Source organism: Actinomadura sp. NPDC048955, assembly GCF_040649435.1.
In the GTDB taxonomy this organism is placed as follows: Bacteria; Actinomycetota; Actinomycetes; order Streptosporangiales; family Streptosporangiaceae; genus Spirillospora; species Spirillospora luteofluorescens.
Genome location: NZ_JBEZJI010000061.1, coordinates 15,409 through 35,588, shown reverse-complemented (window position 1 = coordinate 35,588; position 20,180 = coordinate 15,409). Strand labels below are relative to the sequence as shown.

The 20,180-nt window shown below is 72.3% G+C and carries 23 protein-coding genes; 14 read left to right on the top strand and 9 right to left on the bottom strand.

Going from position 1 to position 20,180, the window contains the following annotated elements; all coding sequences use genetic code 11:
• Positions 1–111: 111 nt before the first annotated feature.
• The 4 genes from AB0C84_RS37390 (at position 112) to AB0C84_RS37375 (ending at position 3,709) form a co-directional block, all read left to right on the top strand.
• The gene (locus tag AB0C84_RS37390; protein WP_361075427.1) at positions 112–1,095 is read left to right on the top strand and encodes a sigma-70 family RNA polymerase sigma factor; all 984 of its coding nucleotides are present in this window, start codon (positions 112–114) and stop codon (positions 1,093–1,095) included.
• Positions 1,096–1,194: 99 nt separating this feature from the next.
• Positions 1,195–1,971 (top strand): class I SAM-dependent methyltransferase, encoded by a 777-nt coding sequence (locus AB0C84_RS37385; protein WP_361075425.1) that lies wholly within the window; start codon positions 1,195–1,197, stop codon positions 1,969–1,971.
• Positions 1,972–2,140: 169 nt separating this feature from the next.
• Positions 2,141–2,692 (top strand): copper chaperone PCu(A)C, encoded by a 552-nt coding sequence (locus AB0C84_RS37380; RefSeq protein WP_361075423.1) that lies wholly within the window; start codon positions 2,141–2,143, stop codon positions 2,690–2,692.
• Positions 2,693–2,827: 135 nt separating this feature from the next.
• Positions 2,828–3,709: a diacylglycerol kinase family protein gene (locus tag AB0C84_RS37375; RefSeq protein ID WP_361075421.1), complete on the top strand. Its 882-nt coding sequence runs from the start codon at positions 2,828–2,830 to the stop codon at positions 3,707–3,709.
• A gap of 35 nt (positions 3,710–3,744) precedes the next feature.
• Here the strand turns inward: AB0C84_RS37375 and AB0C84_RS37370 are convergent, their stop codons facing one another.
• From AB0C84_RS37370 to AB0C84_RS37360, 3 genes are all read right to left on the bottom strand, one after another.
• On the bottom strand, positions 3,745–4,593 hold the full coding sequence (locus tag AB0C84_RS37370) for a class II glutamine amidotransferase (RefSeq protein ID WP_361075419.1): 849 nt from the start codon (positions 4,591–4,593) through the stop codon (positions 3,745–3,747).
• A gap of 222 nt (positions 4,594–4,815) precedes the next feature.
• Positions 4,816–5,373 carry a snapalysin family zinc-dependent metalloprotease gene (locus AB0C84_RS37365; protein ID WP_361075417.1) on the bottom strand — a complete coding sequence of 186 codons (558 nt, stop codon included), beginning with the start codon at positions 5,371–5,373 and terminating at the stop codon, positions 4,816–4,818.
• Between the two features lie 32 nt (positions 5,374–5,405).
• Positions 5,406–6,128: a trypsin-like serine protease gene (locus tag AB0C84_RS37360; RefSeq protein WP_179844624.1), complete on the bottom strand. Its 723-nt coding sequence runs from the start codon at positions 6,126–6,128 to the stop codon at positions 5,406–5,408.
• Between the two features lie 811 nt (positions 6,129–6,939).
• On the opposite strand from AB0C84_RS37360, the gene AB0C84_RS37355 reads away from it, so the two are divergent.
• The 3 genes from AB0C84_RS37355 to AB0C84_RS37345 are packed head-to-tail and all read left to right on the top strand — an operon-like array spanning position 6,940 to position 9,149.
• Positions 6,940–7,773 (top strand): isocitrate lyase/PEP mutase family protein, encoded by an 834-nt coding sequence (locus tag AB0C84_RS37355; RefSeq protein WP_258945052.1) that lies wholly within the window; start codon positions 6,940–6,942, stop codon positions 7,771–7,773.
• Between the two features lie 49 nt (positions 7,774–7,822).
• Positions 7,823–8,815: a bile acid:sodium symporter family protein gene (locus AB0C84_RS37350; RefSeq protein ID WP_361075415.1), complete on the top strand. Its 993-nt coding sequence runs from the start codon at positions 7,823–7,825 to the stop codon at positions 8,813–8,815.
• Positions 8,816–8,825: 10 nt separating this feature from the next.
• Positions 8,826–9,149, top strand: a complete 324-nt coding sequence (locus tag AB0C84_RS37345; protein ID WP_361075413.1) for a hypothetical protein — start codon at positions 8,826–8,828, stop codon at positions 9,147–9,149.
• Positions 9,150–9,178: 29 nt separating this feature from the next.
• On the opposite strand, the gene AB0C84_RS37340 is transcribed toward AB0C84_RS37345, so the two are convergent.
• Positions 9,179–9,754, bottom strand: coding sequence for a hypothetical protein (locus tag AB0C84_RS37340; RefSeq protein WP_361075411.1), 576 nt, complete (start codon positions 9,752–9,754; stop codon positions 9,179–9,181).
• Positions 9,755–9,908: 154 nt separating this feature from the next.
• On the opposite strand from AB0C84_RS37340, the gene AB0C84_RS37335 reads away from it, so the two are divergent.
• The 6 genes from AB0C84_RS37335 to AB0C84_RS37310 all read left to right on the top strand — a co-directional run bounded on the left by AB0C84_RS37335 (position 9,909) and on the right by AB0C84_RS37310 (position 15,113).
• Positions 9,909–11,075, top strand: coding sequence for a histidine kinase (locus AB0C84_RS37335; protein ID WP_361075409.1), 1,167 nt, complete (start codon positions 9,909–9,911; stop codon positions 11,073–11,075).
• Positions 11,072–11,674 (top strand): response regulator transcription factor, encoded by a 603-nt coding sequence (locus AB0C84_RS37330; RefSeq protein ID WP_179844619.1) that lies wholly within the window; start codon positions 11,072–11,074, stop codon positions 11,672–11,674. The genes AB0C84_RS37335 and AB0C84_RS37330 overlap by 4 nt, the downstream gene beginning before the upstream one ends.
• Positions 11,675–11,920: 246 nt before the next feature.
• Positions 11,921–13,471 (top strand): carboxylesterase family protein, encoded by a 1,551-nt coding sequence (locus AB0C84_RS37325; protein ID WP_361075407.1) that lies wholly within the window; start codon positions 11,921–11,923, stop codon positions 13,469–13,471.
• A gap of 81 nt (positions 13,472–13,552) precedes the next feature.
• Positions 13,553–14,218, top strand: a complete 666-nt coding sequence (locus AB0C84_RS37320) for a response regulator transcription factor (RefSeq protein ID WP_179844618.1) — start codon at positions 13,553–13,555, stop codon at positions 14,216–14,218.
• A 123-nt stretch (positions 14,219–14,341) separates the two neighbouring features.
• On the top strand, positions 14,342–14,545 hold the full coding sequence (locus AB0C84_RS37315) for a hypothetical protein (RefSeq protein WP_361075405.1): 204 nt from the start codon (positions 14,342–14,344) through the stop codon (positions 14,543–14,545).
• A 37-nt stretch (positions 14,546–14,582) separates the two neighbouring features.
• Positions 14,583–15,113, top strand: a complete 531-nt coding sequence (locus tag AB0C84_RS37310; protein WP_361075403.1) for a dihydrofolate reductase family protein — start codon at positions 14,583–14,585, stop codon at positions 15,111–15,113.
• Here the strand turns inward: AB0C84_RS37310 and AB0C84_RS37305 are convergent.
• Both AB0C84_RS37305 and ppk2 read right to left on the bottom strand, forming a co-directional pair.
• A complete protein-coding gene (locus AB0C84_RS37305; RefSeq protein WP_361075401.1) occupies positions 15,101–15,868 on the bottom strand; it encodes a TIGR02206 family membrane protein in 768 nt (255 codons plus the stop codon). The genes AB0C84_RS37310 and AB0C84_RS37305 overlap by 13 nt on opposite strands.
• Before the next feature lie 52 nt (positions 15,869–15,920).
• A complete protein-coding gene (gene ppk2 / locus AB0C84_RS37300) occupies positions 15,921–16,721 on the bottom strand; it encodes a polyphosphate kinase 2 (protein ID WP_179844614.1) in 801 nt (266 codons plus the stop codon).
• Positions 16,722–16,983: 262 nt separating this feature from the next.
• Between ppk2 and AB0C84_RS37295 the strand changes: the two genes are divergently transcribed.
• The gene (locus AB0C84_RS37295; protein ID WP_361075399.1) at positions 16,984–17,580 is read left to right on the top strand and encodes a TetR/AcrR family transcriptional regulator; all 597 of its coding nucleotides are present in this window, start codon (positions 16,984–16,986) and stop codon (positions 17,578–17,580) included.
• Between the two features lie 18 nt (positions 17,581–17,598).
• On the opposite strand, the gene AB0C84_RS37290 is transcribed toward AB0C84_RS37295, so the two are convergent.
• Genes AB0C84_RS37290 through AB0C84_RS37280 form a run of 3 tightly spaced genes read right to left on the bottom strand, consistent with a single transcriptional unit; the run spans position 17,599 to position 20,092 of the window.
• Complete coding sequence (locus tag AB0C84_RS37290) at positions 17,599–18,183, bottom strand: helix-turn-helix domain-containing protein (protein ID WP_361075397.1); 585 nt, start codon at positions 18,181–18,183, stop codon at positions 17,599–17,601.
• A 53-nt stretch (positions 18,184–18,236) separates the two neighbouring features.
• The gene (locus AB0C84_RS37285; protein WP_361075395.1) at positions 18,237–18,965 is read right to left on the bottom strand and encodes an ABC transporter ATP-binding protein; all 729 of its coding nucleotides are present in this window, start codon (positions 18,963–18,965) and stop codon (positions 18,237–18,239) included.
• A complete protein-coding gene (locus tag AB0C84_RS37280) occupies positions 18,962–20,092 on the bottom strand; it encodes an FtsX-like permease family protein (protein ID WP_361075393.1) in 1,131 nt (376 codons plus the stop codon). The genes AB0C84_RS37285 and AB0C84_RS37280 overlap by 4 nt, the downstream gene beginning before the upstream one ends.
• Between the last annotated feature and the right edge of the window lie 88 nt (positions 20,093–20,180).

Sequence of the window (20,180 nt, the reverse complement as noted above, 5' to 3'; positions counted from 1 at the left end):
AGGCGACGTTCGCCCTCGCCTGTACAAACCGGCCGCGCGGGCGGTATTCAGCGGGCGGAGGCCGACGAATCCGGCCCCGGTCACCGGTCAGTACATGGGGAGGTGTGTCCTGTGAAGACCGACGAGAGAAATGCCGGACCCGAGGAGTTCGGGCGGATGACGGACCCGTTCCGGCGAGAGCTGCTGGCCTACTGCTACCGGATGCTCGGTTCCGTCCACGACGCCGAGGACCTGGTCCAAGAGGTGTACCTGCGCGCCTGGCGGTCGTACGCGGGCTTCGACGGCCGGGCGTCGCTGCGCACCTGGCTGTACCGGATCGCGACGAACGCCTGCCTGAACGCCCTGGAGCACAGCAGCCGGCGGGTGCTGCCGTCCGGTCTCGCGTCCGCGTCCGACGACGTGCCGCCGCCCGGGTCGCGGGCCCCGGAGGTGCCCTGGCTGGAGCCGCTGCCCGACCGGCTCGTCGGCGGCGTGCCGGAGGATCCGGCCGCGGTCGTGGCCGCGCGGGCCGGTCTGCGGCTGGCGCTGATCGCCGCGTTGCAGTACCTGCCGGCCAGGCAGCGGGCCGTGCTGGTCCTGCGGGACGTGCTGGGCCGGCCCGCCGCGGAGGTCGCCGGAATACTCGGGATGACCGGGGCGGGGGTCAACAGCACGCTGCTGCGCGCCCGGTCGCGCCTGGAGCGGCTGGTCCCCGCCAGCGACGAGATCGTCGAGCCGGACGAGCCGGGGCGCCGGGAGCTGCTCGACCGGTTCGCCAGGGCCTTCGAGACGGTCGACATCCCCGCGCTCACCCGGTTGCTCACGGAGGAGGCGGCCTGGGAGATGCCGCCCGTCCCGCACTGGTTCGCCGGCCGGGAGGCCATCGGCCGGCTCCTCGCCGCCAGGCTGCCGCTCGGCCGCGACCCCAACCTGCTCGTGCCCGTCCGGGCGAACGGGCAGCCCGCCTTCGGCGCGTACCTGCGCGGCGAGGACGGTGTTCTGCGCGCGCATTCCCTCATGGTCCTCACCCCCACTCGTTCCGGAATCGCACATATTTCGAGCTTTATGGACCCATCTCTTTTCGATGGCTTCGGCCTTCCCCGCGTCCGGGACTGATCGTGCGCGCTCCGCCCGCCGCACCCCGCTTTTACGGGACGCGGCGGGCGGGTAGGTCACGGGTCAATCACCGCAGGTGCTCTTTGGGGGACGAGCCCGATGACGAAAGCGCTGCCGCCCACCAGCCGGAATCGTGCGAGCCTGGCGTATCGGCTGAGATATGCCGCCCAGAACCCGGACAAGATCGGTTCATATCTGTCGCGAGTGGCACGAGATCTGAAATTCCGGGCGTCCAGCCGCGATCACGTCGCCTACTACCGGGCCGTCATGAGGGCGGACGCGGCGAGGAGCCCGGAGGCCGCCGTCGGCAGCCCGACCCGCGAACGCTGGCTCGCACTCGGACAGATGCAGTTCGACTACCTGCTCAGGCACGGCCTCAAACCGGACGACCGCCTCCTGGAGATCGGCTGCGGCAACCTGCGCGCCGGCTGGCGGTTCATCGACTATCTCGACGCCGGCAACTACTACGGCATCGACATCTCGCCCGACATTCTGCTCGCCGCGCAGCACACCCTGGTCCGCAACGACCTCCGCGAGAAACTGCCGCACCTGACGCTGGTCGACGACCTGAAACTGCGCTTCCTCCCGGGGGCGCACTTCACGGTCGTCCACGCGCACAGCGTTTTCAGCCACTCGCCGCTGGAGGTCATCGACGAATGCCTCGCGAACGTGGGGCGCGTCCTGGCACCCGGCGGTTTCTTCGACTTCACCTTCGACCGCACCGAGGGAACCGAGCACCACGTCCTGCGCGAGGACTTCTACTACCGCACCGAGACCCTGACCTCCCTGGCCGAGGGCCACGGCTTCACCGCCCGCTTCATGGACGACTGGGAAGAGCTCCCGCACGGCCAATCCAAGATCCGCGTCACCCGGTGAGGGGCCGCCGCGCCCTCGCGCGGACGTGCGGGCGTGCGGGCGTGCGGGCGTGCGGACGTGCGGGCGTGCGGACCTGCGGATGTGCCCGGGCTTTACGCACGCGAGGGTTTGGTCCGTTCCGCTCCGAGGGATCTTCGGCAGGTCGGGGTGACCTCAGATCGGGGAGACGATGAACTTCGCTCAGACCGCGCGTGCCGTGCTCGCCCCGGCCGCGCCGGTGCTGCTGGCGAGCGCGCTCCTGGCCGGTTGCAGCGACAATCCGACGAGCACGGACGTGTCGCCCGCGGCCGGGGTCGCCGGGCAGGTCGGGCAGGTCGGCATCCGCAACCTCTTCGTCCTCGGCGGTGAGGGAGGGCAGACGATAGGGCAGGGCGGGTCGGCGCCCGTCTACCTCACCATGGTCAACTCGCCCAGCGACACCGAGAGCCGCAACGCGTCCGGGAGCGCGGCCCCCCGCACCGGGACCGACACGCTGACGTCGGTCTCCACGCCCCAGGCCGCGTCCGTCGAGATCGTCGGCGGGTCCCTCCAGCTCCCGGCGGGCCAGGACGTCCAGGTCGGCCCCGCACCGAAGATCATCTTGCGCGGGCTCAAGCAGCCGCTGCAGTCGGGGCAGTTCGTCCCGCTCACCCTGCGCTTCCAGCACGCCGGCAGCGGGTCCCTGAACGCCCCGGTCCAGGCGCGCCAGGGCGAGCTGCAGAGCTACTCCCCGGCGCCCTGACGCCGTGACCCTTCCTACACCCCGCCACCTGCATCATCCGGGCGGGGGAGGGAAGGCAGAGGCGGTGTGGGATCCCCCCAGGCCTCCGTCGCCGAGCAACGCCCCCGGAGGCTCCGCACGGCCGATCTGAGGACCATGATTCTCTTCACCAACGCCAAGGCCGGTACGCACGACGCCCAGACCTTGGACAGGGTCGCCGAGCTGCTCCGGGACGCCGGGCGGGAGGTGACCGTCTGCCCCTGCGTCGCGCCCGACGACCTCGACGCGGCGCTGGACAAGGACCGCGAGGCGGTCGTCGTGGCCGCCGGCGGGGACGGTTCCATCAACCGCCTCGTCAGCACCCTGCACCGGCGCGGCGAGCTCGACCGGACGGTCGGGCTGCTGCCGATGGGCACCGGGAACGACCTCGCCCGCAACCTCGGCATCCCGCTCGACCCCGACGCGGCCGTCCGCCTCCTGCTGGACGGCGGGCACCGCGAGCTGGACATGATCGTCGACGAGGACGGCCGCGTCACGCTCAACGCCGTGCACGTGGGCATCGGGGCCTCGGCCGCCGAGAGCGCGACGCGGTTCAAGAGCACGCTCAAGGTCGCGGCGTTCCCGCTGGGCGCGGTCATCGCGGGCCTGCGGCACTCCGGGTGGCGGCAGCGGGTCGAGGCGGACGGCGAGCTCGTCGCCGAGGGCAAGTTCCTGATGGTCGCGCTCAGCAACGCCCCCGGCATCGCCGGCGGCTCCGCCCAGCTGGCCGCGGACGCGCATCCGGGGGACGGAAAGCTGGAACTGGTCGTCTCCGCCGCCACCGGCCCCATCGCCCGCATCGCCTACGCCCTGCGCCTGCGCGACGGCAGCCACCGCTACCGGGACGACGTCCTGCACACCAAGGCCCGCAAGGTCACGATCAGCGGCCAGGAGTTCCGGAGCAACAGCGACGGCGAGGTGTCCGGGCCCTACACCAGCCGGTCCTGGACCCTGCACCCCGGCGCCTGGCGCCTGATCGCCCCGCCCAGGCCGGCCTGAGGCCGCGCCGCCCCGGGGAGCCGCCGCCGGAACGGTCACGCGGTGGTCTGCTGGCGCGTCCGGACCGGGACGAGCGGATGCAGCTCATGCGTGCCGGGCCGTACGAGCGCATACGAGCTCTCCGGTACCTCCGTCCAGGCACCCTCTAGGTGGTGGATCGGCTCGGACACGACGAACCGCGCGTCCGTCCCGAGTTGCTGGAGGACGTCCAGGGCGGGATAGAGCCTGCGAAGCTGGGCGATGTCGGTGGAGTAGAAGAGCGACCTTGTGCGTCCCAGGCTGGAGTAGCGGAACACCCAGATGGATTCGCCCTCGCTCGTGGCCACCGTCATCTGCAGCGGATCGGGCACCCCGCGGCGCCGCGCGAGGTCTTCGACGAGGCCGATGACGCGGGCCACCGCGCCCGGCGGATCCTCCATCAGGCCGAAGGTGAGCGCCAGGTAGAACAGGGCCTCGGAGTCGGTGGTGCCCTCGACGTCGGGGTAGAGCGACGGGTCGACCGCGAGCATGACGTCCCGCTTCAGCAGGGGGAAGTTCATGATGGCCCCGTTGTGCATCCACAGCCACCGCCCGTGCCGGAACGGGTGGCAGTTGCTGCGCTGCACCGCGGCGCCGGTCGAGGCCCTGACGTGCGCGAACAGCAGCCGGGTGCGGATCTCCCGGCTGATCTCGCGCAGGTTCGGGTCGTTCCAGGCGGGAAGGACGCTCTTGTACACGCCCGGGTACGGCTGCGCCCCGAACCAGCCGATGCCGAAGCCGTCCCCGTTCGTGGTCTCCTCTCCCAGCCGGGCGTGCAGGCTCTGGTTGATCAGGGAGTGGGCCGGCCGGAAGAGCAGGGCCTCCGCCAGGGCGGGATCCCCGGAGTAGGCCATCCACCTGCACATCGCCACCCACCTCGCATCGACTCGCCGCCCTGACGGCCGGAGGCCGTCCCGAGATTCGGCCAGGGCTGAACCCCCCTTTGCTTCCTCCCTACCCGCTGTGGCCGCGCGCCACCAGGGGGGCCCGCGTGGCCCGCGAAGCCCGGGGAGGGGCCGGACGCGCTGCACCGCGGGCACGTGTCGCCGGTGTGCCCGCGGTGCGATGCGGTCGGTAGAGCCGGACGGTCAGAAGACGAAGCAGTCCACGTACCGGGTCCGCCGGCTCAGCGCGGCGGGTGCGAACCCGCCCGCGTTGCGGGTGACCTGGGCCGCCTCGGTCGAGTGCGGGGTGGTGCTCTGGCAGGACGTCGGCGAGCTGTGGCCGGACATCAGGTAGTCACAGCGTCCGTTGCGGTTGTCGGGCAGGCCGAGGGCGTGCCCGAGCTCGTGCGCGGCGATCCTCGGCGGGTAGAAGCCGTCGTTGACCGCCTCGCGTCCCATGTAGATGGTGGCGCGGCCGAAGCCGTTCATGTAGGTGCGGGGCCAGCCGTTGTCGGCGTAGACCTTGATGGTGGCCTGCGAGCCCGTCGCGGCCTTGAGCTGGATCGCCGGCACGGCCGCGTTCCAGGCGGCGGCGCCCTGGTCGACGGCCGACCTGAACTCCTGCGCGGAACCGGCGTCGTAGTAGATCGTGCGGACCGCGACCGGGGCCGCGGCCGACGCCGGCTCGACGACCAGCGCGGGCACCAGGAAGGACAGCCCGAGCGTGACGGCCAGCGCGACCATCATCTTGCGGAGGGACATGGGGAACTCCTACGGGGGTGGGGGTGCGGGGGTCAGCGGCCGATCTGCTGGTTGATCCACGACAGGTACGGCGCGATGCCGGTGTAGAGCGTGGTGGTGGCGCACTCGCCCATGTTGTCGCCGGGGCCGTGGGTCTCGCCGACGAGCGTCCAGTCGCCGCGGGTGCCGACGACGGCCGGGCCGCCGGAGTCGCCGTGGCAGGCCGAGTGCGTCCGGTCGCCCGAGACGCACACGTCGTTCGCGGTGCCGCCGCCGGCCGCGCACCGGCCGCTGGGCAGGATCGTCAGGTCGATCTCCTGGAGGACGGTGGCGGTCCTGCAGCTCGGCCAGCTCATGCAGCCGAAGCCGAGCAGCCGCACGGGGGTGCCCGCGGCGGGGTTGGACTGCGCCATCCTCACCGGAGCCGACTGGGCGGGGGTGGACAGGTGCATCAGCGTGAGGTCGGTACCGGACCGGGTGGTGCGCCGGTCGATCTGGCGGACCTCGCCTCCGGAGTTCTTGGAGGTCGAGCCGATCCGGGCCTGCGACGCCGCACCGCAGTGGTTCGCCGTGACGATCCACTGGGACGCGACCAGGCTGCCGCCGCAGCCGTTGCTCAGGGACACCATCCAGGAGTACGTCTCGGTGGCGTTGTGGCCGCCGATGATCGGCACGCCGCCCTCGCCGGCGGGCTCGGCGGCGTTCGCGGACGTCACACCGCACATCGCGAGCGCGAGGGCGCACGCGACCAGGGTCGCCTGCATCAGTCTGCGCATGACGGTTCTCCAATCGGGGGGATTCATGCCGCCGGGGCCGTCGCGCTCGTGACCAGAGCGGGGGCGCGACCCGGAACGGCGGGTTCGCTCGGGGTGCGAAGGCCCGTCCCGGGCCCTCCGGTGCGGCCGTCGTCTTCTCGCGGCCTGGACTTGCGAATGGTCGGGCACGACACCGATGAGCCGGGTGGTTCTGGGAGCTGCCCATCGTCGGCCCCGCCGCGGGCGGGCCGCGCTCGCCATGGCATTTCTTGTCAGGCTTGCGAGGAAAGTCCGCGAGAAAGATGACGGCGACCGGCATGAGCCGGACCCGCATGCTCCTGCGCATGCGGCGGCGTTCCGGTCTTCTCGCGGGGACCACAGCTACGGGAGAGTAGTTGAGGAAAACGACCCCCTTCTAGCAGGTGAAAAGCACTAGATATTCAATGTGTATTTCGAGGGGCGTAGAAACCCGGCGGTTCCAGCGCGTTCACCCGGCGTTCGCCGTGCGCGTCCGCTCGCCGGCGGGGGCGGGCGGACCCGGGCGGCTCGGCACGGTCAAGCGCACTTCCGTGAACGGTCGCGACGAGTAAAAGAACAATTCCCCGCATCGCCCAACAAATCGGGCCGATTGCTTTGCCTTTTTGCCTCCTCCCTCCGTTTCCTTTACCCGCGTTTTGCTTTTCGCATGGGTAACTATTCACGACACGGAATACCGACTGCCGTGTGCTCACCACAAACTGTGGTGTTCCGTCTTAGTCGGACAAGTCGCCCGCGCCCATGATGACGAAAGGGGAGCAAGGTGAACTACGGAGAAGAGCTACGACGAGAGATCATGTCGGAAGGGACGACCCCGCTGATCGGGGTCTTCGACATGTTCTCCGCCTCCGTCGCCGCGCAGCACTACAACGGACTCTTCGTGTCCGGCTTCGGCTTCGCCGCGTCGCACTACGGCCTTCCCGATATCGGCTTCATCGCCTGGCCCGACATCGTCGCCTTCGTGCAGCGGCTGCGGCTCGCCTTTCCCGGGCGGCACCTGCTCGTGGACATCGACGACGGCTATGTCGACCCCGAGGTCGCCTGCCACGTGATCGAGCAGCTGGAGCTGATCGGCGCGTCCGGCGTGATCCTTGAGGACCAGCAGCGGCCGCGGCGCTGCGGGCACGTGGACGGCAAGCGGATCCTGCCGCTGCCGGAGTACCTCGACAAGCTCGACATGGTGCTGCGGACCCGGCGCGACCTCGTCGTGGTCGCCCGCACCGACGCCGGCGAGGAGGACGAGGTCCTGGCCCGCGCCGAGGCGCTGGCGCGGACCGACGCCGACGTCGTCCTGGTCGACGGCGTCCGGAGCGTCGAGCAGATCCGCCGGGTCCGGACGGTGATCGGCGACAAGCCGCTGCTGTTCAACCAGATCGCGGGCGGGAAGTCGCCGCGCATCTCGCTGCCGGAGCTGACCGAGCTCGGCGTGAAGGTCGCGATCTACAGCACCCCGTGCCTGTTCGCCGCCCAGAGCGCCATGGAGGAGGCGATCGTCCGGCTCAAGCGCGACGACGGCCGCCTGCCCGAGCACACCGCGGGGAGCGTCGGGGTCCGGGAGTCGCTGGCCCTGCTGGAACGCAACATCAGCCGCAACCACCCCAGGCCGGAACTGGCGGGCCTCCTCGCCTGACCCGCGTCCGGGCGGCCGATGGCGGCACGTCACGAGAGGCAGAGGGCCAATGCGCACCATCTCCGCGACGCTGGCGCGGCTGCACATCGACCCCTACATCGCGGCGATTCTCTGTTCCGTGGGAATCGCCGCGGTGTTCCCGGCCGGCGGCTCCCTCGCCGCGGGCCTGGACCGCGCGGGCACGGTCGCGATCACCTTGCTGTTCTTCCTCTACGGTGCGCGGCTGCGCACCGTGGAGGCGCTGGACGGGCTCCGGCACTGGCGCCTGCACGCGGCGATCTCGTCCGTCACGTTCCTCGTCTTCCCCGTACTGGGGCTCGCCTGCGCGCCGCTGACCCCGGCACCGCTCAGCGAGCCCCTGTACGCGGGGGTGGTGTTCCTCTGCGTCCTGCCGTCCACCGTGCAGACGTCGATCACGCTCACCTCCATCGGACGGGGCAACGAGGCGGGCGCGATCTGCAGCGCCTCGCTGTCCAACCTGCTCGGCGTCGTCCTCACCCCGCTGCTGGCCGCCGCGCTCATCTCGGCGGGGGACGGCGGGTTCTCGCTCGGCTCCGTCCGCGACATCGCGGTCCGGCTCCTGCTGCCCTTCCTGCTCGGCCAGGCCGCCCAGCGCTGGATCGGCGACCAGGTCCGGGCCCGCCGGCGGGCGCTGTCGCGCTACGACCGCGCGGTGATCCTGCTCGTGGTCTACACGGCCTTCAGCAAGGGCGTCGTCAGCGGCGTCTGGAACGACCTCGCGCCGGCGGAGTTCGGCACTCTGACAGTCGTCGTCGCGGCGTTGCTCGCCCTCGCGCTCGCGGCCACGGGACTCGTCTCGCGCCTCGGCGGCTTCTCCCGGCCCGACCACGTCGCGATCCTGTTCTGCGGCTCCCAGAAGAGCCTGGCGAGCGGCCTGCCCATGGCGGCGGTTCTGTTCGAGGACGCCCGCGTCAGCACGGTCGTCCTCCCCCTGATGCTCTACCACCAACTCCAACTAGTGGTGTGCTCCTGGCTCGCCCAGCGCTTCGCGTCCCCCGAGCCCAGCACCGTCACCGCCTGAAAAGGACGTCATGCACCGCCTTCTCATCACCTTTCTCCTGGCCGTCGCCGCCTTCACCGCCACCGGCGCGCACGCCGCCTCGGCCTCCGCGGCGAACCCTCCGAACATCGGCGTGAACGCCCTGAACACCTACAACAGCGGCGACGACGCCGGAAACGACAGCTGGCTGGAGATCGACCGCTCCCTCAACGTCGCCAAGGGCGACGGCAGCCCCGGCAGCGACATCATCAACGAGGTGAGCGGCGCGTCCAGCGGGATGTCCCCGGGCTCCTCGAACGGCTCCCTGACCGGCAACTCCACCGACCTGGCCCCCGCGGAGTCCGACGACGAGTGAGCGGGGCGCCGCCATGGTCGAGGCAGCGGTCAGAGCAGGAAGACGAGCATGGCGGCGACCGCCAGGTCGACCACGCCGCAGGCTTCGGCGTAGGAGCGGGACACCACCTTGTCGAGCTTCAGGTGGACGGCGTCCCACACCCCGTGGAGGAACCAGCCGGCCGCCACCAGGTAGCGGCCGAGATCGGGGTCCACCGCCAGGCCCGCGAACGCGATCGCGCCGAACCCGAGCATCCCCGCCGCCTGGACGCCGAAGACGGCCCGCCCGTTCGGCGTCCCGGCGACGGCACCCCAGACCAGCAGGACCAGCGCGGCGGCCACGATGACGGCGGACAGCGGGACCGCGTCCAGCGCGCCGATCACGACCATCGCCGCGACCATGGCCCCGATGACGGGCCAGGACGCGCCGCGCCGGCCGATCCGGTCGAGGATCAGGTACTCCAGGGCCAGCAGGAGTATCAGCTCGCCGAACCCGGACACCGCCTCGTCCACGTCTCCGAGACCGCCGCCGAAGATGAGCGCCGCGGCGGCGATGGCCACCGCCGTCGGCCAGCGCCGCGCCAGCGCGTGCCCCCGGCCACGATGCGTGGTCTCCTGTCCTTGCACGGGTTCCTCCTCCGGTTGGCGACGCCTTTCACCCTCGGGCGGCGCGAAGGTCCCCGGTAGTGACGGACCAGCACGTGCGCGAATGACATCTGTCATGCGGATACAGGACAGATGACACCCGCCCGGGAGGCCCGTCCGCTGGAACAATGGCGGCGTGCGCACAGGGGCCGACGAGACGGGGCTGGCGGGGTTCCGCCGCTACACCTGGTGGACGGTGCCGGGCACCAACGTGGGCGTCCTGATCCTCTTCACCGGCCAGTGGATCCTGGACGGCGACGTGCCGATCCAGCCGCGCGTCCTCAGCGCCGCCGCGCTGCCGGTGCAGGTGGCGGCGGTCGTGGCGCTGCTGAACGCGCGGCTGTCGGCCGGCGCGCGGCCCCGCCCGCCCGCGGGCTGGCCGGCCGCCGGAGCGCTGGCCGCGCTCGTGCTCGCCGCCTGCCCCCTCGCCGTGCGCGACTACGGGCTGTGGCCGATCGCACCCGCGATCATGACGGCGGTCGCCGCGACCTACCTGGACCGCCGGAACCGGCGCCGGCTGATCGCCGCCGCGGTCCCCGCCGCGGCGCTGCCCGGCGCGCTCGTCAGCCTCCTGAGCGGGGACGGCGACCTGCCGTACGCGGCGCTGTTCCCGCCCGGGATCACCGCGTTCGTCATCTGGGCGATTCTCGGCCCCCTGTGGGCCTGGGACATCGCGGGACGGCTGGACGAGGCGCGCCGCCTGTCCGCCGAACTCGCCGTCAAGGACGAGCGCCTCCGGTTCGCCGCCGACCTGCACGACATCCAGGGCCACCACCTCCAGGTCATCGCCCTGAAGAGCGAGCTGGCCGCCCGGATCGCCGAGACCGACCCGCGGCGCGCCGCCGCCGAGATGCGGGACGTCAGGGAACTGGCCGCGGACGCCCTCCGCGACACCCGCGCGGTGGTCCTCGGATACCGCCGCACCAGCCTGGACGACGAGATCGCCAATGCCACCCGGATCCTCGCCGCCGCGGGCATCGACGCCGGCACGACCGCGGAGCCCGCCGCCGTCGGCGACACCGCCCGGCACCTTCTCGGCCTGGTGATGAGGGAGGCGACCACCAACCTGCTCCGCCACAGCCGGGCGCGCAGCGCGTCCGTCGACTACCGCGTGACCGGCGGCGTCGCCCGCCTCCGGGTGGGCAACGACGGCGCGTCCGAGCCCGGCGCCGCCCCCGGCACCGGCCTGCAGTCCCTCGCCGGCCGGCTGCGGAGCGCGGGCGGCGACCTCACCTGGACCCGCGACGGTGAACGCTTCGAGCTCGTGGCGTCGCTGCCCGCCGCGACCGGCGAGGCCCGATGATCCGGCTCCTGATCGCCGACGACGAGGACCTCCTCCGCAGCGCCCTCGCCTCCCTCCTCGCGCTCGAAGACGACCTCGCGGTGGTCGCCGAGGCGGCCACCTCCACCGACGCCGTCCGCCTGGCCCGCGAGCACGCTCCGGACATCGCGGTCCTGGACCTGGAGATGCCGCCCGCCGACGGCCTGCGCGCCGCCGAGGAGATCAGGGCCGAACTGCCGACCCAGATCGTCCTGGTCACCCGGCACGCCCGTCCCGCCGTCCTGCGCCGCGCCCTGGCCGCCGGGGTCCGCGGCTTCGTCCCGAAGACGACCTCGGCGTCCCGGCTCGCCGAGATCATCCGCGATGTCGCCGCCGGCCGCCGCTACGTCGACCCCGACATCGCCGCGGCCGCCCTGACCGAGGACGACTGCCCCCTCACCGACCGCGAACTGGAGGTCCTGCGCGCCGCCCGCACCGGGGCCTCGGTCAACGAGATCGCCGCCGAGGTCCACCTGGCCCCCGGCACCGTCCGCAACTACCTCTCCACCGCCATGGCGAAACTCCAGGCCCCCACCCGCCACGCCGCCGCCCACCGAGCCTGGCAGCAAGGCTGGATCTGACGCACGCCCCGCTCGCCGGGGCGGCACCTACGTCCGTGGGCGGGGACGGGCCTGCTGCTCCGTCTGTAGTCGCGGGTCGAAGACCGAACGTCAGGCTGAGGCTTCGGGACGCCGCGGTCCCTAGCGTCGAATCGGCGGGTGATCCCGTCCTTGTTCTCGAACCGGTGCCGCCGGAAGGCGGACGTGATCAGACGGGCGGTCATGATGATGGCGGGTTTCCGAAGCGTGCCCCCTGTACTCAGGAGCGTGTCCACCGCGCTCGCGGCGGTCTCGGCCACGGGGGCGCTGATGGCGTGCCGTTCGCCGCACGAGCCCGCGCCGCTGACCGTGCGCGTGGGCGCCGGAAGCGTGCGGGGCATCGCGAAGGGGGAGGCTCGGCAGTTTCTCGGCATCCCCTACGCCCAGCCGCCGACCGGTGCCCTGCGCTGGACGTTGCCGCGCGAGCCGCGTCCTTGGAGCGGTGTGAAGGACGCGGGAAAGCCGGGGAAGGACTGCGCGCAGGGCTCGCCGGGGCCCAAGAACCCGTCCAGTGAGGACTGCCTCTACGTCAACGTCACGGCCCCGCGCGAGCACCACGGTTCCCTGCCGGTGATGGTGTGGTTGCACGGCGGCGGCTTCACCCAGGGGAGCGGGAAGGACTACGACGCCGTCCGGCTGGCGACCGAGGGCAAGGCCGTGGTCGTCACGGTGAACTACCGGCTCGGGATGTTCGGCTACCTCGGACTGCCCGGGCTGGCCGGGTCGGGCGACTTCGGGTTCGCCGACCAGATCGCGGCGCTGAGGTGGGCGCGGCGCAACGCCTCGGCGTTCGGTGGGGACCCGCGGAACGTCACCGTCTTCGGCCAGTCGGCGGGAGCGATGTCGACCTGCGCGCTGCTCACCTCGCCCGCGGCCAGGGGACTCTTCGACAAGGCGGTCATCTCCTCGGGGTCGTGCGGGCTGCGCTGGCCCGCCGGCGGCCTGTTCCCCGGGGCGCCCGCCGACCGGCCCTACGTCCCTGTCGCCCAGGGGCAGGACGACGGCCTGGCCGCCGCCGAGGAACTGGACTGCACCGTTGCGGGCGCCCTGGCCTGCCTGCGCGGCAAGACCACCGCCGAACTCCTCCCGCACTCGCCGTCCTTCGCCGACCACCTCGCCTACGGGACCCGGCTGCTGCCGCGGGACCCCGCGGTGGCGCTGCGCGCGGGCGCGTTCGCCCGTGTTCCGGTGCTCATCGGCGGCACCCGCGACGAGGCCCGCTCCTTCGTCGCCGGCGCGATCCAGTACGACCCGGAGCTGATCACGGCCAGGACCTACCCGCGGCTGCTGGAGGAGGCGTTCGGGCGCCACGCGGGCAGGGTCGCCGCCCGGTACCCGCTGTCGCGGTTCCCGTCCGCCGGGCTGGCCTGGGCGACGGTCCTGACCGACGCGTCCTGGGCCTGCTCGACCCTGGCCGGAGCCCGCGACCTCGCCGCGCGCACGACCGTTTACTCCTACGAGTTCGCCGACGAGGACGCGCCCAACGTCAACGGCCTGCACGTCCCCGACGTCCCGCAGGGCGCCGCCCACGCCACCGACCTGCCCTACCTCTTCGACCTGGGCGGCAGGGACCTGCTGGTGAACCGCGAGCGCAAGGGACTGGCCCGGACCATGGTCGGCTACTGGAGCGCCTTCGCCCGCACCGGCGACCCGAACCACCGGGGCGCGCCGCGCTGGCGGCCCGGGACCGCGCCGCTGAGCCTCGCGCCGGGCGCGATCCGGACCGTCGACGCCGCCGCGGAGCACGACTGCGGGTTCTGGGCGACGACGGCCCGGTGACCCCGGCGGGGCTCCCGGTCGCGGGACGTCGCCGGTCGTGCGCGCTGCGATGATGGGCGGGCCGCCTCCGAGGGAGCCTCCATGACGATCAAGGTGCTCGTCGCCGACGACCAGGATCTGGTCCGGGCGGGATTCTGCATGATCATCGATGCCCGCGACGATCTGGAGGTCGTCGGCGAGGCGGGCGACGGCGACGAGGCCGTCCGGGAGGCCGCCCGCCTGCGCCCCGACGTCGTCCTGATGGACGTGCGGATGCCCGGTACCGACGGCATCGCCGCCACCCGGCGGATCACCGCCGCCGCCGACCCGCCCAAGGTCGTCATCCTGACCACGTTCGACCTGGACGAGCCGCTCTACGCCGCGCTGCGGGCCGGGGCGAGCGGCTTCCTCCTCAAGGACGTGCGCCCGCCCGAACTGGCCGACGCGGTCAGGGTGGTCTCCCGCGGCGAGGCGCTGCTGGCCCCGACCGTGACGCGCCGGCTCCTCGACCGGTTCGTGGCCGTCCAGCCCGCCGAACCCGTCCGGCCCGCGAGTCTGGCCCGGCTGACGGACCGCGAGGTGGAGGTGCTCACGCTGGTCGCCCGCGCCGCCTCCAACTCCGAGATCGCCGGGTACCTGTCCCTCGCCGAGGCGACCGTGAAGACCCACGTCTCGTCCGTGCTGCGCAAACTCGGCGCCCGCGACCGCGTGCACGCCGTGGTGATGGCCTACGACCTCGGTCTCGTCCACCCCCGCCCCTCACTCTGAAGTCGCATCCGCAAGACCCCCCGCGCGACCGAGGCCCGGTGGATGCGCGGCGTCCTAACCTGATCACAGGAAGTGAATAGGCCATCACCGGAGGCGGGCGATCCCATGTTCAGGTCACGACGGGTGCACGAGGACGAAGAGTGGGAAGGAGTCGTCGCCGGCAAGTCCCGCAACATGCCGGACGGGTCGAATCTCTACCACTACCTCAAGGTCACCTTCACCGACGGCAAGACCAAGAAGATCCGCGTCGAAGGCTCCCTCTGGAACGCGGTGAGCCCCGGCGACGAGATCGTCAAGCGAGCCGGAGCCGACCCCGCCAAGAAGTAGCGGCGCCGAACCCACGATCGATCATTGGAGGAACCACATGCGCAAGGTCGTGCTCTACCACCTGATGTCGCTGGACGGGATCGCCTACGAGGACGGTGACTGGCTCGCGGACGACGGTCCGCAGTTGGTCGACTACCTGAACCGGGTCATCGCCGCACAGGACGACGTCCTGCTGGGACGCGGAACGTACGACTACTGGGTCGGGCACTGGCCCAAGTCGGACTTCCAGCCGTTCGCCGACTTCATCAACGGCACCCACAAGCACGTCGTCACCTCCAGCGCGTTCAGCGAGGAATGGGCGAACTCCACGCGGGTCACCACGGACGTCCACGACTACGTCACCGCCATGAAGGGGGAGCCCGGCGGCGACATCGGCCTCCACGGCAGCATCGAACTGGCCCGCTCGCTGCTGCGGGCCCGGCTCGTCGACGAGTTGCGGCTGGTCGTGGCCCCGTCGGTGGTCGGAAACGGCAGGCGGGTGTTCGACGGCGACGGCGTCCAGCCGTGGAGGCTGACCGAGGTCGAGCGGGGCAAGAACGGCACGCTGTTCCTGGACTACAGCCGCTGACGGGTCGTCCCGGGCGGCGGGCTCGTGCGGTCCCTGCGGCTCGCGCGGGTCCAGGGCCAGGTGATCAGGGCCCAGCCGAGCAGGATGACCAGCGCCTCGACCAGCACGTACCAGGGCCAGGGCCCCATCAGGTCCAGGACCGAGCCGGTGCCGGGCTTGGCGTTGAGGTACCCGTAGTTCGTCCCCGCGCTCAGGTTGAAGACGAACGTGGCGACGGCCCACGCCACGGTGACGGCGACCGCGAACCCGTAGCCGCCCCGGTCCGGCCGCATCCCGAGCCCCCAGGTCAGGTACACCGCGGACCACACGATCATCAGGTGCATCCCGAAGAAGCCCAGATAGTCGATACCGGGATAGTCCGCGCCGTTGAGCGCGGGGGTGAGCAGGCCCTGGACCGACAGGGTGAGGCCCCAGTAGTACGTCAGCGCGAACCATCGGCGGCCGAGCGTCCACAGCGCTCCCACCGAGGCCACCCAGGCCACGTCGCACAGTTGCAGGGGCAGCGAACCCCCGAGCCGCCACTGCCCGGGGAGCAGGGTGTGCGCCTGCGTGCCGATCATCACGTACACGATCGCCAGCGCGTACGCCCTGCCGAAGCCGCGCGCCTGGCCGCCGAACTCCGCACCCGGCTCCGCGCCCGCCCGCTGGGCGCGTCCGAGGAGCACGAGCCCGGCGCAGCCGATCGCGAACAGGCCGAGCGCCGCCCAGTGCGAGGGCCCGTACGGGGCGAAGCGGCCGTCGACGGTCAGCGGCATGCGGCGATGCTAACCGCACCGGCGGCGGCTCGGCGCGGTCGCGGCGCCGGTCTCAGAGCAGGGACGCGGAGTGGTCGGGGACGTAGGTCTGCATGTCGCGCGGTGGGCGCTCGTAGCCCTTGGGGGGCGGCCGCTCGGGAAGCGCCAGGTCCGGCGGCTCGACGGTGCGGTAGGGGATGCTCGACAGCAGGTGAGCGATCATGTTGATCCGGGCGCGCCGCTTGTCCTCGCTCTCCACGACGTACCAGGGCGCCTCGGGGATGTCGGTGTGCACGAACATCTCGTCCTTGGCGCGGGAGTAGTCCTCCCAGCGGGTGATGGACTCCATGTCCATCGGCGACAGCTTCCACCGCCGCATCGGGTCGGCGAGGCGGCTGCGGAAACGGCGCTCCTGCTCGGCGTCGCTCACGGAGAACCAGTACTTGCGCAGGAGGAGCCCGTCCTCGACCAGCAGCCGTTCGAAGATGGGGCACTGGTGGAGGAAGCGCGTGTACTCCTGCTTGGAGCAGAAGCCCATGACGCGCTCGACGCCCGCCCGGTTGTACCAGGAGCGGTCGAACAGGACGATCTCCCCGGCTGCGGGCAGGTGCTCGACGTAGCGCTGGAAGTACCACTGGGTCCGCTCGCGGTCGGTCGGGACGGGGAGCGCGACGATGCGGGCGACGCGGGGGTTGAGGTACTCGGTGACCCGCTTGATCGTGCTGCCCTTGCCGGCCGCGTCCCGTCCCTCGAACACCACGACGACGCGGGCGCCCTCGCTGCGCACCCACTCCTGGAGATTGACGAGTTCCGCCTGGAGGCGGGCGAGCTCCGGCTCGTACACGCTCCGGGGCAGCCGCTTGACCTTGCTCATGGGGAGATCTCTACCCAGGGGGGACGTGCCGCCCGCCGTCCCGCGGTCACGCCGGCAGGAGAGCGCGGTCCCACAGCGGGGCCTGCCGCGCGGCTGCGGCCGGCAGCGCGAGGGCGACGACGCGCTCGACGAGGGTGCCCGCCGCCGCCGGAACTCGGGGTCCGCGGTGTCGCGGGCACGTCCATCGCCAGGCCGGATCCTCCTCCGGAGATCTTTACCTTCGGGTGGGAGGACGCCGGGCCGGCGACCCTACCGTGAAGGTATGGACGACGCTGCGGCGCGCGACCGGGTCCACGAAGCGGCCACCAGGCTCTTCGCCGCGCTGGGATACGACGAGACGAACCTGCGGATGATCGCGGACGCCGCAGGCGTGCCGGCCGCGCAGGTCACCGGCCTGGTCGGCGGGAAGCGCGAACTCTACGTCGCCATCATGCAGAGCGCCTACGAAGACGAGTACGCGACGCTCCGGGAGGCCGTCGATACGACCGATTCCCCGCGCGCGGCCCTGCACCGGATCCTGGACGCCTACCTGGACTACCACGTCTCGCACCCGCTCATCCACGCGGTGTGGATGCACCGGTGGGAAGCCGACGCCCTCGACGTCCGCGATCTGGAGGACCGCTACCAGCGCCCGCTCCTGCGGATGTGCACCCGCAGAATCCGCGATGCGGTACCACCCGAAGTCGACCCCTACTTCGTCCTGTCGCCCATGGTCTGGTGCGTGTACGGCTTCATCAGTTCCGGTGTGTTCGCCCGCGGCCACGGGATGGTGAGCGCCACCGACCCGACGGCCCTGGCCTGGTTCCGCTCCTGCATGCACCTGCTCATGGACCGCCTGACGACTCCGCCCCCTGACTAGGACCTCTCCGGGACCTGCCTATGGCGTCGGGGCCTCTAGATACGGGGCGAGGAGTTCGTGGGCGAGGCGGCGGGCCGCGCGTTCGGCGAGGCCGTCCTCGATCATCCGCGTCAGGGCGTAGACGATCGACTGGACGAGTTCGGCCGTCCGGTCGGGGTCGGGGGCGCCGTGGTCCGTCAGGGCCGCACGCAGCGGCGTCTGGAGTTCGTCGTGGAGCAGCCGGCCGGAGTTGGCCAGCGTGTCGGTGCGTCCGGTGGCCGCGAGGGCGCGGGCCAGCGCGTGGTCTCCGCGGGCGACGAGGCGGAGGTTGGCGTAGACGTAGGCCAGGACCCGGTCGCCGGGCGTCCTGGCCTTGCCCATCTGCGCCTCGACGAAGGCGGACCAGCGGGGGAAGGTGTCGACGATGAGGGCGTCGAGCAGATCGTCGCGGGACTTGAAGTAGGCGTACACGCTGGAGCGGGCCAGCCCGGCCCGGCGGGCGACGTCCGCCAGGCCGGGGGCCCGCTCGGCGTCCTCGGACAGCAGGGCGCGGGCGGCGTCGAGCAGCGCCGCCCGCTGCGCGGCGCGGTGCTCCGCCACGGTCGGCGCCTGGATCTTCGGCACGCGGCCCCCTCCCACCGGTCCCGCCGTACTCGCCGGACGGCCCGGCCGGGGCGTCAGGCGAGCGCGGCCAGGCGTCCGTCGATCATCTCGTACACGGTGTCACAGTGTTCGAGAACGTCGTGGTCGTGGGTCACCATGATGGCCGCCACGCCGCGCTGCTCCGCCTCGCGGGCGAGCAGCCGGACGATCTCGTGGCTGCGCGCCCGGTCCAGGGCGGCCGTGGGCTCGTCCACGAGCAGCACGCTCGGCCCCGTCACCAGGGCCCGGGCGATGCCGACCCGCTGCCGCTCCCCGCCGGACAGCTGGTGGGGGCGCCGGTCGGCCTTGTCCGCCATTCCCACGTCCTCCAGCAGCCCGAGGGGGTCGCGGCCCGAGCGGGCGCGGCGCGGGCGGAACCGCAGCGGAAGCCGGAGCTGGTCGGCGGCGGTGAGCGCCGGGACCAGGTTGCCCGACTGGAAGACGAACCCGACATGCTCCCGCCGCAGCCTCGCCCTGGCCCGCGCGCCGGCGGCCGTGATGTCGAGCCCCGCGAGCGTGACCGTGCCCCGGTCCGGGCGGGCGAGCCCGCCCGCGACCGCGAGCAGGCTCGACTTCCCGGCGCCGGACGGGCCGACGATGGCGGCCAGCTCCCCGGGGCGCACCGCGAGATCGACGTCGTCGAGGGCCTGGACGGTCTCGGAGCCGTCGCCGTGGCGGAGGCAGACGCCCTCCATGACCAGGCCCGGGCGGTCGGTCGCGCCGGCCTCGGGCGGCCCGGCGGTCGGCGTGGTCTGGCCGGTCATCGGTTGCCTCCAAGGGCGGTGGCCGGGTCGATGGACGCGATCCGGGCGACGGCGGCGCCGGCGCCGGCGAGCCCGAGAAGGACGAGCCCCGCGGCGGCGGCCGTGACGCTCGGGGCGCTGAGGGCGAACGGCATGCCGCCGCCGGTGATGAGCGAGCCGAGGCCGACGCCGATCCCGGCGCCGATCGCGACGGCGGCGACGAGCAGGAGGAACGCCTGGGTGAGCGCGTCGCGGAGCAGCCACCCTCTCGACGCGCCCATGGCGCGCAGCACGGCCACCTCGTGCTTGCGCTGGATCGCCCAGACGGCGAAGAACGCTCCGACGACGAGGGCGGAGATCGCGTACAGGAACACCTGGATGAGCTGGAGCGTGGACGTCTCGGCCGAGTAGCCGGGGGAGGCGCCGTAGGAGTCCTCCAGAGCGAGGCTCTCGGTCCGGGCGGCGGCGTCGCCCGCGGCGAGGTCGACCGAGGCGCCGGGCTTCGCGCGCACCGCCACGGCGGTGATCTCCTGCGTGGCGTGCGCGGGCACCGGGTCGCCCGGGGCCGCTCCGGCCTTGATCAGCTGCCAGGTCCGCAGGGGCACGTAGGCCACGTCGACATGCCCGAAGGTGTTCTGCCGGGGCGTGGCGCCGACGACGCGCAGCCTCGTCCCGAGCCGGGCGACGGTGATCGTGTCGCCGATGCGCAGCCCGGCGTCCAGGGCCGTGCTGCTGACGACGACACCGTCCGCGCTCCCCAGGCGCGAGCCCTCGCCCACGCCGGGCGACAGGAACGAGTCCGGCGCCACCCCGAACAGCGCGAGGTCGATGTCCACGCCCCGGTCGCTCTTGGTGTTGACGAGCGTGTTCCCGTAGGGCGCCGCCTCCGCCACACCCGGCCGCCCCCGCCAGGTCTCCACGGCGGACACGTCCACCACGCTCCGGGAGAAGGCGGAGTCGTGCTGGACGCCGCGCTCGAACGCGAAGGAGGTGACCGGCAGGTTCTGCAGCCCGGACACGCCGTCCCTGACCAGCCCCACCGACAGCCCGGACAGCATGACCATGAGAACCGCGATCAGGCCCACGACGGCGCCCATCAGCCCGAACCGGACCTTGGCGAACCGCAGCTCACGAAGCGCGAGGAACATCAGCCCCACACTCCGGCACTTATCGACATCATGTCGTCAAGATACCAACACGGTGTCGCTAACCTGCCTCGGGGGCCGATGGGCGGCC

Coding starts and splice junctions, on each gene's coding strand:
- AB0C84_RS37295 (WP_361075399.1), top strand. CDS start 16,984: ATGGACGACGCTGCGGCGCGCGACCGGGTCCACGAAGCGGCCACCAGG.
- ppk2 (WP_179844614.1), bottom strand. CDS start 16,721: ATGAGCAAGGTCAAGCGGCTGCCCCGGAGCGTGTACGAGCCGGAGCTC.
- AB0C84_RS37370 (WP_361075419.1), bottom strand. CDS start 4,593: ATGTGCAGGTGGATGGCCTACTCCGGGGATCCCGCCCTGGCGGAGGCC.
- AB0C84_RS37350 (WP_361075415.1), top strand. CDS start 7,823: ATGCGCACCATCTCCGCGACGCTGGCGCGGCTGCACATCGACCCCTAC.
- AB0C84_RS37360 (WP_179844624.1), bottom strand. CDS start 6,128: ATGCGCAGACTGATGCAGGCGACCCTGGTCGCGTGCGCCCTCGCGCTC.
- AB0C84_RS37330 (WP_179844619.1), top strand. CDS start 11,072: ATGATCCGGCTCCTGATCGCCGACGACGAGGACCTCCTCCGCAGCGCC.
- AB0C84_RS37380 (WP_361075423.1), top strand. CDS start 2,141: ATGAACTTCGCTCAGACCGCGCGTGCCGTGCTCGCCCCGGCCGCGCCG.
- AB0C84_RS37355 (WP_258945052.1), top strand. CDS start 6,940: ATGTCGGAAGGGACGACCCCGCTGATCGGGGTCTTCGACATGTTCTCC.
- AB0C84_RS37320 (WP_179844618.1), top strand. CDS start 13,553: ATGACGATCAAGGTGCTCGTCGCCGACGACCAGGATCTGGTCCGGGCG.
- AB0C84_RS37285 (WP_361075395.1), bottom strand. CDS start 18,965: ATGACCGGCCAGACCACGCCGACCGCCGGGCCGCCCGAGGCCGGCGCG.
- AB0C84_RS37345 (WP_361075413.1), top strand. CDS start 8,826: ATGCACCGCCTTCTCATCACCTTTCTCCTGGCCGTCGCCGCCTTCACC.
- AB0C84_RS37305 (WP_361075401.1), bottom strand. CDS start 15,868: ATGCCGCTGACCGTCGACGGCCGCTTCGCCCCGTACGGGCCCTCGCAC.
- AB0C84_RS37280 (WP_361075393.1), bottom strand. CDS start 20,092: ATGTTCCTCGCGCTTCGTGAGCTGCGGTTCGCCAAGGTCCGGTTCGGG.
- AB0C84_RS37310 (WP_361075403.1), top strand. CDS start 14,583: ATGCGCAAGGTCGTGCTCTACCACCTGATGTCGCTGGACGGGATCGCC.
- AB0C84_RS37375 (WP_361075421.1), top strand. CDS start 2,828: ATGATTCTCTTCACCAACGCCAAGGCCGGTACGCACGACGCCCAGACC.
- AB0C84_RS37385 (WP_361075425.1), top strand. CDS start 1,195: ATGACGAAAGCGCTGCCGCCCACCAGCCGGAATCGTGCGAGCCTGGCG.
- AB0C84_RS37365 (WP_361075417.1), bottom strand. CDS start 5,373: ATGTCCCTCCGCAAGATGATGGTCGCGCTGGCCGTCACGCTCGGGCTG.